Below are 14,241 nucleotides of genomic sequence, written 5' to 3'. Positions count from 1 at the left end.
ATAGTACTAGCTGTATATTTAATAATTGGAGGTGAAGACATGATAAGAGCATCTGATCTAACTGAAAAAGAAGTAATTAATATTACCGATGGTAGAAGACTTGGACTTATTTCAGATATTGATGTAAACTTAGAAAAAGGAAAAATAAATGCTATTATCGTACCTAATAGTGAAAAGGTTTTTGGATTGTTCGGTAAAGATTATGAAAGTGAAATAAAATGGGCAGAAATTAAAAAAATAGGAATAGATGTGATTCTAGTAGAAGTGAAGGGCAACATAGAACCTCATAAAGCTTCCTACATAGAAGATGAGGAAGAAATGAATCAACTTTTATCAAAATATAATGCAGAAAAAAAAGATAAGTATTAATATAAGAATATATTGAGATCTAATAAAATCATTAGACATACTGCAAAGGGTATATTATAATGAAAGAAAAACTATGGAAAATGATTTTGGGGGTGAAAACAAGATGAATTGTCCCTTTTGCAGTCATTATGAATCAAAGGTTGTAGATTCGAGACCAACTGATGAAGGCCAATCCATTCGTAGAAGAAGAGAATGTATTGCCTGTGGTAGAAGGTTCACTACTTATGAAAAGATTGAGGAAATACCATTGATTGTAATTAAAAAAAGTGGAAATAGAGAACCCTTTAATGGTAATAAAATTTTGAAGGGAGTCATCAAATCCTGTGAAAAAAGACCTGTGGCTTTAAAGGATATAGAGAATATTGTCAACGAAATCGAAAAACAGCTATATAATTCTATGGAGAAGGAGATTAAAACAGAGCTCATTGGTGAACTAGTAATGGATCATATCAAGAAGCTAGATGAAGTTGCCTATGTTCGATTTGCATCTGTTTACAGGGAGTTTAAGGACATCAATACCTTTATGGGAGAGTTAAGAAAACTATTAAAAGAAAAGACAGATTAAACAAATGAGAGGAAGTTAATTTAACTTCCTTTTTGTTATAGTAAAAAAGCTTCAATACAAGAATTTTATTGTCCTGGGAAAACTATTTAAATAGCCAATTAAAAAGGGAGTGAGTAAATGCCTTATAAGATTAAAGAAGTAGATGGTATGAAAATAGTAGTTATTGAAGAATTTCAAGAAACCGATTTAGTAAAACATGGTTTCAGCACAAGGATCGGAGGCGTTAGCGAAGGAATATTTAACACTTTAAATTTAGGACTAAAGACAAAGGATGATAGAGAAAAGGTATTAAAAAATATACAAAATTTTTGCAAGGCAATTGGTGTAAAGCATGAGAATTTAGTATTAGGTGATCAAGTACATAGTGATGGGATTAAAATTGCAAACAAGGAAGACAAAGGAAAGGGTATTCTATATGAAAAGGATTATCGTGATATTGATGGACTAATTACTCAGGACATTGGGGTTCCACTTATGACATTCCATGCTGACTGCGTACCATTATTGTTTTTAGATCCTGTAAATAAAGGGATAGCCGCTTCCCATGCAGGATGGCAAGGAACGATGCTAAAAATAGGGCAGAAAACCATTATAAAAATGATGGAGGAATTTAATTCACAACCAAAGGATATCTTAGTAGGAATAGGACCCTCCATAGGAAAATGTTGTTATGAAGTTTCAGGAGATGTTATTGAAAAATTTAACATGAATTTTACAGAAACTTCAGAATTTGTATTTCCAACTGCTGAAGACAAATACATGCTAGATTTATGGGAAGTTAACAGAATAGCATTAAAGGAAATAGGAGTATTAGATAGAAATATAATTACTAGTAGATTATGTACTGCCTGCGATACAGATCTCTTTTATTCTCATCGAAAAAAGAAGGGATTAACTGGAAGAATGGCTTCTGTAATAGAACTGGTATAAAATGAGACTTAATTCAGTGGGAGTTTTTACTCCCACTGAATTGTAGTCAAATTTACCTCAAGCATTACACCGAAGGATAAATTAGGAGGGGTAGGAATGACTAAAAAGACAATTCTAGCAGTTGATGATGAAGAGCATATTTTAGAATTGATAAAGTTCAATCTAGAAAAAAATGGGTTTCAAGTTATTACTAGTGATAATGGAGAAAAGGCTTTAGAATTACTTGCTAGGAATCCAATTGATTTAGTTGTGCTAGATTTAATGCTTCCTGGGATAGATGGTCTTGAAGTTTGCAAAGAAATAAGAAGGATGGAAGGATATAATAAGCTTCCAATTATTATGTTGACGGCTAAAGGGGAAGAAACAGATCGCATCCTGGGCTTAGAATTAGGGGCAGATGATTACGTAACAAAACCCTTCAGCGTAAGGGAATTAATAGCAAGAGTTAAGGCAGTATTAAGAAGAAGTGAAGATGTGAAAAAAGATAATACAAAAGTACTAAAATTCAAGGATATTGTTATTGATTTAGAAAAACATGAAGTGACGGTTGGTGTAAAGCAGATAGAGCTTACTCTAAAGGAATTTGAATTATTAAAAATATTAATGGAAAACAGAGGAAAAGTGATGACAAGAAATGTATTACTAGATGAAGTGTGGGGTTACGACTATTTTGGTGAAACTAGAACGGTAGATGTACACATCCGTCACTTGAGGAAAAAGATAGGTGATGATGAAACAAGTGAATATATTGAAACGATAAGAGGCGTTGGCTATAAGATGAAGTAGGTGAGAAAATGCAAAAAAAAATATTTACAGTCTTTTTTATTATCTTGTTAATTGGTATATTGCTAACTGGATTTTTATCCCTAAGCCTTATTCGCAATAGCTATATAAATCAACTGGAACAAAAACTTATTTCAAATGCAAAGCTAATTGAAGAGTTTATTAAAGAAGAGGATAACGATCTAGCTTCTAAAATATTTCAAAAAAGAATGGAAGATTTAGGGGGTAAGATAGATGCTCGGATTACCATTATTGATTACCATGGCAACGTATTAGCAGAAACCTTCAAACGGGAAGGATACATTGAAAATCATCAAGATCGTCCTGAAATACAAATCGCCTATGGAGGAGAAATAGGTAAAGCAGTTCGATATAGCAGTACAGTTGATTTAGATATGCTCTATGTTGCTTTACCTATAGAAGCAAATGGGCAGACTATTGTGGTTAGATTAGCTGTTAATTTACTGGAAATAAAAAGAATTAATCAAACTTTATTTTATTATATTGCATTTTCTATTGTTTTTGGACTTGTTATATCTGCTTTAATTGGATACCGATTTATTGATAAGATTATGGAACCCATTATAGAGATCACTGAAGCCTCAAAAAAGATGGCGATGGGTAGGTTGGGAGTCCGGGCCTGTGTAAAATCGAAAGATGAAATTGGAGATTTAGCAGATCATTTTAATCATATGGCAGATAGACTGGAGGAAACAATAGAGCAACTATCCGATAGTAATACAAAGTTTAAAGCACTATTAACTAGTATTATCAATCCCATCATTGCAGTGGATAATAAAAAAAATATTATATTATTAAATCCTGCTGCTGAGAAGTTATTCAATATTAAAGCTGAGGATGCTATTGGAAAACATATTTTAGAAATCATTAGAAATAATCAGTTGGATGAGGAAATAGAGAGAGTTTTTGAGGATAGCGTTGACACCCAGATAGAAATCAATATGAAAGATCCTAGTGAAAAAACATTGAAGATCTATACCAATTTAATAAAGCTAGAAAATGATCCAACAAAAACGATAGGTTTGGTAACCTTAATTGAAGATATAACAGAGATTAGAAAACTAGAAAAAATGCGCTCTGATTTTGTTGCTAATGTATCCCATGAATTAAAAACCCCTTTAACCTCAATTAGTGGTTTCGTAGAAACCTTAAAGTCTGGTGCTATAGAGGATGAGGAAGTAAAAAATCGCTTTTTAGACATTATTGATATCGAGACAGAACGATTGGCTCGATTAATTGATGATATACTAACTCTGTCAGATATAGAGAACTCCCAACATAAAGTGCTACATCAGGAAATATTACCTAGTGATACATTAAAAGAGGTTGAAGAAATGATGAAACCTATCGCTACCAACAAAGCAATAGAGTTATTAACAGAAATAGATTTAAACCTTCCAATGATTTATGGAAATAGAGACTGGTTTAAACAGATGCTTATTAATCTAATTGATAACGCAATAAAGTATACCCCTAGAGAGGGGAAAGTACAGTTAACGGCTTATAAAAGGTATTCTAATCTTATTATATCTGTAAAGGATACAGGCATAGGCATCCCTAAAAAAGATATACCAAGGCTCTTTGAACGTTTTTATCGAGTAGATAAAGCCAGAAGTAGAAAAGTAGGGGGAACTGGACTAGGTTTAGCAATCGTAAAACATATTGTATTATCCTTCAACGGCAAAATAAAAGTAAATAGTGAACAGGACAAGGGATCGGAATTTATTATCATATTACCAATAAGTAGTGCAAAATAGTCTGTGTTTAAGTGAAAAAAGAAGCTCCTTTCTGGGGAAAATTAGAAAATGATTCTAAACCAGAAAGGAGTATTTTTATGAGTGTATCACCAAGAGAAATGATAAGTAAAATTACTGATAGAATGCTACCCAAGGCAAAAACATGGTATAATAATAGAACGATTGAATCTAACTTCCCTAGAAAGGCTAAGGGTTTTATAGTGGATTGGGCGACACTTTAACAGTGGCTAATATATGGTAGATCAAAAGACCGATCAAACTACCAGTTAGTAATTTGATTGGTCTTTTGATTGAGTATTAATTCTTCAATTGATTTAAATAAGACTGCAGTTCATCAGAAATAGGCACATCTTGATGCAAACCATTTAAATAAAAGGAATAGGTCGGAAAATCTTTAATAAAGAAGTTAACGAAGATGGACTCTTCCCTATAACTGTAATCCATCACAGTGTCAAGCTTTATCAACTCTTCTATCACTTCAAGATCCCTTATTTCTACGCTCTTTGAAGAGGATTCCCTGAAGCTTTCTAAACGAACAAAATCTATATCTTCAGGCAAGAGCATTACATCCTCGTAGATTCCTTTATCTTTTAACCATTGATAGACAGAGGTATAGCTTTTGTATATTGGATAACTCATTCTAGTGTCATCGTTGGTCATGATAGTAACAATAGGGATGTGTTTTGAGGCTATCATAAGTTCTTCATAGGTACTACGATGTATATCCATTCTAAACAACTCTACAAATTCTTCTATTTCCTCAGCGTCTGTAAGCATAAATGACTTTTTCGGAGAACGATCATCTGTGATTTCAAGCCACTTAATTTCTTCGGGGCTTTGTTCAATTATAGGAAATCTAATTCGCTTATAATCAATAGACTCGTAAATAGGCTTCAGCGAGGAAGTATGCTGTTGGTCGCTTACAACATATTGGCGTATTAGCTGCTTTCCATTCTTCAAAGTATAGGCAATATAACGATAAGTACCTCCTTGAGTAGATGGTTCATCTATCAGTGTTTGGTGTAGGGTGATAATATTTTTAATACTTTCTGGATCAATAAAAATGTAATCATCGCTATAGTAAATGCCATCCCTATAGTAGGGACCATTTGCACCTTGCATTTCCTCAAAATGTTCCCATCGATATATGTTGGAGCCAAAAAAGACATTTTCAACATCTTCCGCCTTAGGTATACGTCCTACATAGCCTGTAACATCGGTGTGAATACCTATAAGGAGTATCAAAAGAAGGATTGTGTAGGTGACATACCCCTTGTAAGCTGTCCAAACCTTAAAGGATTTTTCCATAATTATTTCAGCAATCCAATAACCTAAAAAAGAACTGAATAGATAGCCAAAAGCGATAATAGAGAAAGTGCCTCCTGAAATAGTTGCAAAGTAAAGCCCACCTAGTAACATACTACACAGTGTTACACCATACTTAAAAACAGGACGAACTCCTGTAAAGGCAATGATATCACCTGCTGTTTCTATATTTCTTATTTTATACACATAATAAGCGATTGTAAAAAATAGTATGATAATAGCAATATAGCCTACGTATTCTCTAACCGCTAGAGCTTCTCTTCTTAACAATCTAAATATTGGAAGATTTTCTAGTGCTGGTTCCCAAAGTTCATTCCTACTATAACCATAAAGCAAGTGGGATAAATTAAACCGAAAAAGTACATAAATTCCTGCAGGCAGTATATGAAGTATATAGGTAAATACCTCATGAGCCACGGAGTTGCCTGTGAACATTCCTACAAAAACTGTAGTACTAAAAAATAAAATATTAAAAAGTAATGTATAGTTCATCCAGCTTAGTATATCAAGAAAGGAATAGTATTCTCCCAAAACAGTGGTAGCTTGCAATATCATAAGTACAAAGCCAATGAAAATAATTGGAAGACAGAGCAAAAGCAATCCTGCTGCACTATGACTGCAATATAGTGTTTTTCTGCTATAGGGTAAACTGTGAATCATAGCAGCTGCATTGGTTTTTTGTAGATACCGAAAAATCAACACAGCAAGTGTTATAGGTATCACCAAAATTAGCAGGACTTGAGTCAGATTTGAGGATGTAAAGCTAAGAGAATTTTGTATTTGATGTCTTATCCACTCACTATCAAGAGCATTTTTTCGCATCATATGCTTGAAAGGTAATATAAAAAACAACAATCCAGCATATAGGCCGCTCACCCATGAAAAACGCTTTATATCACTTAAAATCAAGCCTTTATTAAATAAGGACGTTTTGAATGTCATAACCCATTCCCCCTAATTCATAGATAAAAATTTCTTCCAATGTCAGCGGTAGAACATCCAATATAACAGGATTTATCTTTTGCAACATTGAGAGCAATTTTTCTTTATTTCCTTTTACAATCAAAAGTAACACACTTCCACTTTGGGAACGGTGCAGAATATCTAACTCTTCTAAAAAATCTTCAGGAATTTTTCCGGTAAAAGCCAACTGAAGCTTATGAATATCTGATTTCATATTATCCAATTCTCTTTCCACCACAATTTTACCATTATGCAATATACCTACATGGTCACATACATCCTCTAACTCTCGTAAATTATGGGATGAAACCAATATTGTTGTTTGGCGTTCTGCTACATCTTGCAGCATGAGGTTCCATACCTTTTTTCGCATAACTGGATCCAAACCGTCTACAGGCTCATCTAGAATCATGACTTCAGGCATGAGACAAATACCAAGCCAAAAACTAACCTGTTTCTGCATACCTTTAGACAGTTTAGTAATTCTTCTTTTAGGATCAATAGGGAATACTTGCTTTAAAGCTTCATATCTTTCTTTATTCCATGCAGGGTAAAGATTAGCATAAAATTTAGCTGTTTCCTCAATACTGTATTGAGAAAAAAAGTATAAATCATCAGGTATGTATACTATGGAGGATTTCACTGCAGGATTTTCATATACCGGTTCTCCACCTACTGTAACAGTTCCTGTATCCTGCTTGTATATGCCTACAAGATGTTTAATTAACGTAGTTTTTCCAGCACCGTTAGGACCTAGTAGACCGTATACTGATGCTTTATTTACATGAATACTTAAATCATCTAATGCTTTAAATTTACCGAAGGACTTATTTAAATTAATAACTTCAATCACGGGATTCAACCTCCTTTTGATAATAAATGTCATCAATGTAAGCAATTAATTTGCTTTTAGGCACATTCATGTACATGAGCTCAGCGATAATTTTTTTAAGCTCCTTCATTAGCTCCTCTTGTCGAACAGGATTGATAGCATGTTCTAAGGGGGCCACAAAATTTCCTTTACCACGAACTGAATAAATAAACCCTTCTACTTCCAAGTCCTTATAAGCTTTTTGTATGGTGTTAGGATTGATAGTAAGAGATTGGGCTAGCTCTCGTACAGAGGGTATTTTTTCGTCTCCCTTAAGTACACCTTCTATGATTAAGAGCTTAAGTTTTTCTTTTACTTGCTCATATAAAGGCCTTCGATCTTTAAAATCTAATTGAACCATAAATACCTCCTAACTGTATTAATACACATAGTACACTTAATACAGTTATATATTATTAAATAATAATTAAAATGTCAATAGGAAATTTTATTGTAAAATAAATATGATGGCTATAGATATATGCATATAAATTTAGAATTATCTATTTCATAGAAAAAGAGTTCCATAAACAGGGAACTCTTTTTAATAAAGCATTTATACTATGAATTTTTCAACTGCCTTTTTAAGATTGTCTGCAAGACTATTCAAGTTTAGAGAATAATTAGCTACTTCTTCTATAGCAGCTAATTGTTCTTCAGTAGAAGCTGATACCTGCTGAGTAGCTGCCGATGTTTGTTGAGATATAGATGAAATGGTATGAATCATATCAACAAATTCATCCTTCTTAAGGTCCATATCATTGTTATATTTTTCAATTTCGCTTAGTTTTTCCATGATAAGCTTTATAGAACTAGTAATTTCATTAAAAATATTTTCTGTTCCTATGACAGCATCGTCTTGATCTTTCATGATAACTTTTGACTTATCCATAGCTTCAACGGCAGTTTTAGATTGAGTTTGTATGTTATCAATTAATTCCTTTATCTCACTGACTGCTGTAGCCGATTGTTCTGCTAATTTTCTCACTTCTTCAGCTACTACTGCAAAACCCTTTCCATGTTCTCCTGCTCTGGCTGCTTCTATAGCAGCATTTAAAGCAAGTAAATTGGTTTTCTCTGCTATTTCTCCAATAGTTTCAGTGATAACTCCTATTTTTCCAGAACTTTCGTCTACTCGTAATACAGCACCATTAATCTCTTTCGACGAATCACTGGTATCTTTAGCACTTGCAATCAATGCGTTTACTATGTTTAAACCTTTTGTACTTAAGTTATTTGTCTCTTTAGATATATTATTTATATGCTCGACAGAGTGGATAACCATTTCAATATTATTCGATAGTTCAGTGATTTTCATTGCACTCATTTCAGCATCTTTGGCTTGTTCTCCGGCACTTTTGGCTATTTCTTCTATGGCAGTGGCTACTTCGGTGGTTGCAGTATTTGTCTGAGATGTTATATCAGTTAAGCTGTTAGAAGATTCAAATACTACCTTGGAGGAATTCTTTACTTCTTTAATAAGTTCACTTATATTTTCTATCATCGTATTGAAATTCTTCGAGGCTTGACCAATCTCGTTATTAGATTTAACTTCTGCTCTAACAGTCAAATCTCCTTTGGCAGCTTTGAAGAAAGCTTCATTTAATTTAACTAGAGGATTTGTAAGACTGTTTGATATAAAGTAACTTGCCAATATAACAATCAGTATTAAAGCCAGCATAATGCCTAAAGTTCTTTTTTGCAAATCTCTTATAGCAAGAAAAGCATCTGCTTTATGTTCTGTAGTAATAACTGCCCAATTACCCGAATCACCTGGTAAAGAGATGGTGGCGTAGGCGCTTATTACTAGATTTCCCTCATTATCTATATACTCACCTACGCCAGATTGTCCAGCCAATGCTCTTTCTATCATATCCCTTAACTCAACAGGCACTTGTATTTCCTGTATTTCAGTTTCTTGATTACCCTGTGTGTCTGTTACTACGTTACCATTACTATCTTCAACTAATACAGTGCTGTTTGATTCTAGATAGTTATATAGGTTTTTCACTTGTGTTTGGTCAGGATGGGCTATAACAACACCATCACTATCAATAACATATGTATATTGATTTGTACCTTCATTTTTTTCATCAATGAGATTTTGTATTGCATCTAGCTTGATATCAGACCCCATGATACCGACTAAATTATTGGTTTCGTCATAGATAGGCATAATTACGGAAGTAACGGCTATATTTCCTGCCACTGAATAATAGCTTTTTGTTATAAAGGGTTGTTTTTCGTCCATAGCTCTTATAAACCACCATCTGTTAGAACGATCCCCTAGATCGCCACTAGACCTAGCAGTTTGCATACCATCCGTACCTTGTATAAATAGCAGATCGAAGAAAGGATATCTCTTGATTGTATCTACTAATAATTTCTCTTGTTCCTCTGGTGCGAAATTGTAAATATCATTACTGTTGGCCAACATGTCTGTAATACTGTAAGAATTTACTAAAAATCCTGTTACATACTCTGACACCGAGTTTGCTGTCAGTACACTTTGGTTCTCGATATGCGCTTCTAATTCATTTGAAACAAAAAAGTAATTGATTCCATTAGAAATAAGAAAAGGAATTATTACAAGAAGCAAAGTGACAATAATTAATTGAGTTTTGATTGATTTCATTTTTTTCTCCTTTCAAATATATATTGCTATTTTTTGCCTTTCACAAAATTCTACATGCTTTGACAGATTTCCTTCTATATTCATTATAAAAAATATAATACTGAGTTATATGAATATACGACTCTATACTCTAATTTTTCCACACATGGTCTACATTTTTGCCATAACTGAAAGACATAGCAAGGCAATGGAAATTTATCCCTTAGTGTATTGAAATTTACAAGCATAGATCGCTATACAAAGAAAATCCTATTATCGTTGCTAAAAAGAAAAAAATATTTAAATTGAATACTATATTTATTTGTAAGTAAATAGCAACGCTAGTTGTAAATATAGCTTTTTGTATAGTTTAATCTAGTGAAGGGAAATATAAAATGAGACTTAATTTAGAGGGAGTTTTTATTCCCACTGAATTGTGGTCGAATTTACTTTGAGGATGTAGTACTTAATCTCTCACTTATACAACTATACAACGTGAAAGCGGGAGCTTTAGCAATACACCGAAGGATAAACACAGGTCAAGGAACTACTATTTTATTTATAAGGAGGAAAAAAGTATGCCTATAGGAATGATCTTATTAATCATTGTAGCGATACTGATTTTTGCGGGCTTAGCGGAAAGGGTGCTGGATCGATTGAGGTTAAGTGATAAAGCTGCTATAGCCATCATTATTGCAATTGTTGTATCTACAATCTTTATTCCTGACATTAATGTTACTCAGAATATCTCCTTTAATATAGGAGGATTCATTATTCCTGTTGCTTTGGCTATATATTTATTTATTAAAGCAGATACGGGAAAAGAAAGATGGAGAGCTATTATAGCTGCTGTTGTAGCAGGAGCTGCTATTTATGTAACCCAAAGATATGTGTTGCCAGCAGAACCAGAAGCACAGAATATTGAACCAAACTATGTTTATGCTATTATAGCAGCGGTTATTGCTTATGTCCTAGGGCGTTCCAGAAGAGGAGCATTTATTGCAGGTGTTATTGGGGTCGTTATTAGTGATTTAATACAGATGGTACTAAACATTATGAACAATCTCCCCGCTCCAACAAGATTTGGTGGTGCTGGGGGAGTAGATACAACAGTTATAGCAGGTGTTTTAGCAGTATTATTAGCTGAAATCGTTGGAGAGATTAGGGAGCGATTACAGGGTGGTACAGCGAAGAAGGATTTGCATTTTGAAAAAGGGCATTTTGTCAGTACTTTAGGAGAAGGCGATAAAAAGTCTGAAGAAGGCGGGAAAGAAAAAAGAGGTGATAAAGATGAAAAATAAGATGAGCTTATTTTTAATATTTCTATTACTTATAGTTTCAATTCCAACAGTTCATGCAGATGACTGGTATAAAGAATATGGAACATATTATAAAGTTTATGATGTAGAAAATAATGAGCTTCTATTTGAAACTGCTAGAGAAGTATCAAAGGGAGATCAATATCTAAGCGGTGATAACAAAATGTATCATGTGGTTAGAGTAAATACAAGAAACAATATGGCCTATGCAGAATTTATTGAAGAGGTACAGCTACCTAAAGTGAATAGACAAGCATTGCAGCAGATTCAATTAGCTTTAGCAGAAGGAGGCTTATCAACTCTATTGTTAGCACAAGAAGACGGGGGAGAAAATCAAGAAGATAGACGGATTGGAATATACGCTACCCATAGCGCTGAATCCTACACACCTACTGATGGAGCAGAGAGCATGGAAGGTGGGGGTGGAATATTGAAGGTAGCTGAACAGCTAAAAAATAGCTTTGAAGGTCATGGAGTTGAAGCCCAATTCGATAATACTTCCCACGAACCCCATGATGCTGGAGCTTATAAAAGATCAAGAAGAACTGCGGTGCAATTAATGAGAGATCAAGGAATTAATACTTTAATAGATGTTCATAGGGATGCTGTGCCAGCTGAACAGTATTTAACAGAAATAGAGGGAGAACCAGCCTCTAAAGTTAGATTAGTTATCGGAAGACGTAATCAAAACTTTAAAGCCAATGAAGAGCTAGCAATGCAGGTTAAATCTGTAGCTGATGAGATGAGACCGGGCTTAGTTAAGGATATTTTTTATGCAAAAGGCGATTATAATCAGGATTTAACTCCAAGAGCTATGCTAGTCGAAATGGGTACCTATGATCATACAAGACAAAGAGCAGAGAAAGCTGCAGGGTATCTATCAGAAGTAGTTACAACTGCATTGTTTGGAGGTGTAGTGGAGGCAGAAGCTGCTCCGGAAGGTGCTGCTCCAAGAGGACCAGGGGGGGTGCAAACAGGAAATAGAGGCTCTGGTTTAGGTACAATCGGTTTGATTGCAGCGATTGTCATTGGAGGATTGGCTTTCTTATTCCTGAGCAGCGGTGGAAAAGAATGGAAATCAAAGGTATCCAACTTTAAACAAGAGTTTGCTAACTTGCTAGGAAGAAGAAAGAAGAAATAGGTGGGTGTTTAAATTTGGATAAGCATTTTATTACAATTGGGATATCAATCATTATGGGGGTCATAGCTAGGACCTATATGATGCGAATAGATTATAGACAATATCCTACATACCCTCAAGCTTATTTATCCCATTTTACTTTAGGGATCATAGCTGCAGGATTAGGTGCTGTTGTCATACCAGCAATCGCTGAAAAAGAATATGTAGCAGTAACCTTCCTAGCTATGGCAGCCCAACATTTTAGAGATGTGAGGAGCTTAGAAAGACAAAGTCTAGATAATATTGAACCTACAGAATTAGTTCCAAAAGGAACAGCATATATTGAAGATATAGCAAAAACTTTTGAAGCTAGAAACTATATGGCAATCATAACTGCTACAATAACAGGTTTTGTAATGTATATAGGAGAATTATTGGAGTATTCTATTACAATCAGAACAATACTTGGTATCATTGGGGGAGTTATGATCATTGTTTTCCTACATAAATTATTAGAAACAAAAGTGATAGAAGATATAGCAGATGTGAAGGAAGCAAAGATTAGCTTTGAAGGGCCTATTTTAACGATTGGTAATATTGCTGTAATGAATATAGGGTTAAAAGGCTCCCAAAAAGTTTTTATGCAAAAGGGTATTGCAGTAGAGATTATTCCACGAGATCCAAATGCTACTGCTATTTTAGCGAATGCTGGTCAGCGACAAGCAATACAACACAACGCAGCTATTCAACTGGGGATTAGAAAAGATATAGATGAACCAGATTTTACTCCTATAGCGAGACGAAACTCAGAGAATGGGAATGTCGTTATGGCGATAGTAACAATGGAACCAAATGTAGAATGTCTAATTGAAGCGGTGAGAAGAACCCCAATACTAGAATCCTCTAAGCGGAAGCCATTGGATTCCTATGTGGGGAAAAAAGTAGATGACCATAAGTAGACAACCGAAAGTTTGGTTTGTAACTTTCGTGTTGATCACTTATACAGAGTGCAAGTTTGATTTATAACTTTTGAGTCAGTCACTTTCACAGAGTGCAAATGAAAAATAAATAGATGTAAGGATTACACTAGGATATAATGGGGAGGTAAGATTTATGGAAATTGGTATTAAAGAGTGTATTATAGCCATAGTTACTATGAATAAAGAAATGGTAAGCAGTGGAACTGCTCCAACCTTTTATGCTAGCAATGAAGAACAGTTAGAGAGATTGGCATTATTAGTTGCTAAAACAACCCGAGGGATGGTCCATGACCTAGAGAGAGGCACTTACATTATTGTTAAACATTAGGTGATTTATATGAAAATAATATATGCATATAAAGGAAATATTTATGCAGCCTATAGCGCTGCATATCTTCGTTTAAAATTAGATACTGCTTTACTTAATGAGATACAGAATGAATTAGGAGAGAAACATAAAGAGATTAAACCCTATTATTTAGGTCTTGATGAAGACTTGAATGAAATATATATAGCCAATTATGGAAAAAATCCTACGATATTTAAAAACACTATGGAGGGTTTAGGTAAGCTTTATGAAGCAGAAATTAAAGTTATACCAGTAAATTAACCAATATTGAAGA

General features: G+C 34.1%; 15 protein-coding genes. 11 read left to right on the top strand and 4 right to left on the bottom strand.

Translation table 11 applies throughout. The features are described 5' to 3' along the window. Positions 1-39: 39 nt before the first annotated feature. The 6 genes from CHB72_RS08315 to CHB72_RS26460 all read left to right on the top strand — a co-directional run bounded on the left by CHB72_RS08315 (position 40) and on the right by CHB72_RS26460 (position 4,646). The gene (locus CHB72_RS08315; RefSeq protein ID WP_089282423.1) at positions 40-369 is read left to right on the top strand and encodes a YlmC/YmxH family sporulation protein; all 330 of its coding nucleotides are present in this window, start codon (positions 40-42) and stop codon (positions 367-369) included. A gap of 103 nt (positions 370-472) precedes the next feature. Continuing rightward, entirely contained in the window at positions 473-934 is a 462-nt protein-coding gene (gene nrdR / locus CHB72_RS08310; RefSeq protein ID WP_089282422.1) for a transcriptional regulator NrdR, read from the top strand. A gap of 117 nt (positions 935-1,051) precedes the next feature. After that, the gene (gene pgeF, locus CHB72_RS08305) at positions 1,052-1,864 is read left to right on the top strand and encodes a peptidoglycan editing factor PgeF (RefSeq protein WP_089282421.1); all 813 of its coding nucleotides are present in this window, start codon (positions 1,052-1,054) and stop codon (positions 1,862-1,864) included. Positions 1,865-1,960: 96 nt separating this feature from the next. Then, positions 1,961-2,650 (top strand): response regulator, encoded by a 690-nt coding sequence (locus tag CHB72_RS08300; protein WP_089282420.1) that lies wholly within the window; start codon positions 1,961-1,963, stop codon positions 2,648-2,650. 8 nt (positions 2,651-2,658) lie between these two features. Next, on the top strand, positions 2,659-4,425 hold the full coding sequence (pnpS, locus tag CHB72_RS08295; protein ID WP_089282419.1) for a two-component system histidine kinase PnpS: 1,767 nt from the start codon (positions 2,659-2,661) through the stop codon (positions 4,423-4,425). Between the two features lie 77 nt (positions 4,426-4,502). Beyond that, entirely contained in the window at positions 4,503-4,646 is a 144-nt protein-coding gene (locus CHB72_RS26460; RefSeq protein ID WP_176431277.1) for a hypothetical protein, read from the top strand. Between the two features lie 76 nt (positions 4,647-4,722). Here the strand turns inward: CHB72_RS26460 and CHB72_RS08290 are convergent, their stop codons facing one another. The 4 genes from CHB72_RS08290 to CHB72_RS08275 all read right to left on the bottom strand — a co-directional run bounded on the left by CHB72_RS08290 (position 4,723) and on the right by CHB72_RS08275 (position 10,220). Next, positions 4,723-6,693: a DUF6449 domain-containing protein gene (locus tag CHB72_RS08290; RefSeq protein WP_089282418.1), complete on the bottom strand. Its 1,971-nt coding sequence runs from the start codon at positions 6,691-6,693 to the stop codon at positions 4,723-4,725. Then, positions 6,668-7,567 carry an ABC transporter ATP-binding protein gene (locus tag CHB72_RS08285; protein WP_089282417.1) on the bottom strand — a complete coding sequence of 300 codons (900 nt, stop codon included), beginning with the start codon at positions 7,565-7,567 and terminating at the stop codon, positions 6,668-6,670. Before CHB72_RS08285 ends, CHB72_RS08290 begins: the two co-directional genes overlap by 26 nt. Next, a complete protein-coding gene (locus tag CHB72_RS08280; RefSeq protein WP_089282416.1) occupies positions 7,560-7,946 on the bottom strand; it encodes a GntR family transcriptional regulator in 387 nt (128 codons plus the stop codon). Before CHB72_RS08280 ends, CHB72_RS08285 begins: the two co-directional genes overlap by 8 nt. Before the next feature lie 195 nt (positions 7,947-8,141). Continuing rightward, entirely contained in the window at positions 8,142-10,220 is a 2,079-nt protein-coding gene (locus CHB72_RS08275) for a methyl-accepting chemotaxis protein (protein ID WP_089282415.1), read from the bottom strand. Positions 10,221-10,777: 557 nt separating this feature from the next. Between CHB72_RS08275 and CHB72_RS08270 the strand changes: the two genes are divergently transcribed. The 5 genes from CHB72_RS08270 (at position 10,778) to CHB72_RS08250 (ending at position 14,228) form a co-directional block, all read left to right on the top strand. Further along, positions 10,778-11,500, top strand: coding sequence for a DUF1614 domain-containing protein (locus tag CHB72_RS08270; RefSeq protein WP_089282414.1), 723 nt, complete (start codon positions 10,778-10,780; stop codon positions 11,498-11,500). Continuing rightward, positions 11,490-12,659 carry a stage II sporulation protein P gene (gene spoIIP / locus CHB72_RS08265; RefSeq protein WP_089282413.1) on the top strand — a complete coding sequence of 390 codons (1,170 nt, stop codon included), beginning with the start codon at positions 11,490-11,492 and terminating at the stop codon, positions 12,657-12,659. The genes CHB72_RS08270 and spoIIP overlap by 11 nt, the downstream gene beginning before the upstream one ends. Before the next feature lie 14 nt (positions 12,660-12,673). Then, positions 12,674-13,597 carry a YIEGIA family protein gene (locus CHB72_RS08260; RefSeq protein ID WP_089282412.1) on the top strand — a complete coding sequence of 308 codons (924 nt, stop codon included), beginning with the start codon at positions 12,674-12,676 and terminating at the stop codon, positions 13,595-13,597. Positions 13,598-13,751: 154 nt separating this feature from the next. Continuing rightward, positions 13,752-13,946, top strand: a complete 195-nt coding sequence (locus CHB72_RS08255; protein WP_089282411.1) for a capping complex subunit for YIEGIA — start codon at positions 13,752-13,754, stop codon at positions 13,944-13,946. 9 nt (positions 13,947-13,955) lie between these two features. Beyond that, positions 13,956-14,228, top strand: a complete 273-nt coding sequence (locus CHB72_RS08250; RefSeq protein ID WP_089282410.1) for a DUF3189 family protein — start codon at positions 13,956-13,958, stop codon at positions 14,226-14,228. Positions 14,229-14,241 lie beyond the last annotated feature (13 nt).

The organism is Anaerovirgula multivorans, assembly GCF_900188145.1.
Lineage (GTDB): Bacteria > Bacillota > Clostridia > Peptostreptococcales > Natronincolaceae > Anaerovirgula > Anaerovirgula multivorans.
Note: the sequence above shows the minus strand (reverse complement) of the source record. Positions and strands in the feature narration are given on the sequence as shown.

What these genes read in the sequence shown, in the direction of transcription:
- CHB72_RS08315 (WP_089282423.1), top strand. Translation starts at nt 40, where the DNA reads ATGATAAGAGCATCTGATCTAACTGAAAAAGAAGTAATTAATATTACC.
- nrdR (WP_089282422.1), top strand. Translation starts at nt 473, where the DNA reads ATGAATTGTCCCTTTTGCAGTCATTATGAATCAAAGGTTGTAGATTCG.
- pgeF (WP_089282421.1), top strand. Translation starts at nt 1,052, where the DNA reads ATGCCTTATAAGATTAAAGAAGTAGATGGTATGAAAATAGTAGTTATT.
- CHB72_RS08300 (WP_089282420.1), top strand. Translation starts at nt 1,961, where the DNA reads ATGACTAAAAAGACAATTCTAGCAGTTGATGATGAAGAGCATATTTTA.
- pnpS (WP_089282419.1), top strand. Translation starts at nt 2,659, where the DNA reads ATGCAAAAAAAAATATTTACAGTCTTTTTTATTATCTTGTTAATTGGT.
- CHB72_RS26460 (WP_176431277.1), top strand. Translation starts at nt 4,503, where the DNA reads ATGAGTGTATCACCAAGAGAAATGATAAGTAAAATTACTGATAGAATG.
- CHB72_RS08290 (WP_089282418.1), bottom strand. Translation starts at nt 6,693, where the DNA reads ATGACATTCAAAACGTCCTTATTTAATAAAGGCTTGATTTTAAGTGAT.
- CHB72_RS08280 (WP_089282416.1), bottom strand. Translation starts at nt 7,946, where the DNA reads ATGGTTCAATTAGATTTTAAAGATCGAAGGCCTTTATATGAGCAAGTA.
- CHB72_RS08275 (WP_089282415.1), bottom strand. Translation starts at nt 10,220, where the DNA reads ATGAAATCAATCAAAACTCAATTAATTATTGTCACTTTGCTTCTTGTA.
- CHB72_RS08270 (WP_089282414.1), top strand. Translation starts at nt 10,778, where the DNA reads ATGCCTATAGGAATGATCTTATTAATCATTGTAGCGATACTGATTTTT.
- spoIIP (WP_089282413.1), top strand. Translation starts at nt 11,490, where the DNA reads ATGAAAAATAAGATGAGCTTATTTTTAATATTTCTATTACTTATAGTT.
- CHB72_RS08255 (WP_089282411.1), top strand. Translation starts at nt 13,752, where the DNA reads ATGGAAATTGGTATTAAAGAGTGTATTATAGCCATAGTTACTATGAAT.
- CHB72_RS08250 (WP_089282410.1), top strand. Translation starts at nt 13,956, where the DNA reads ATGAAAATAATATATGCATATAAAGGAAATATTTATGCAGCCTATAGC.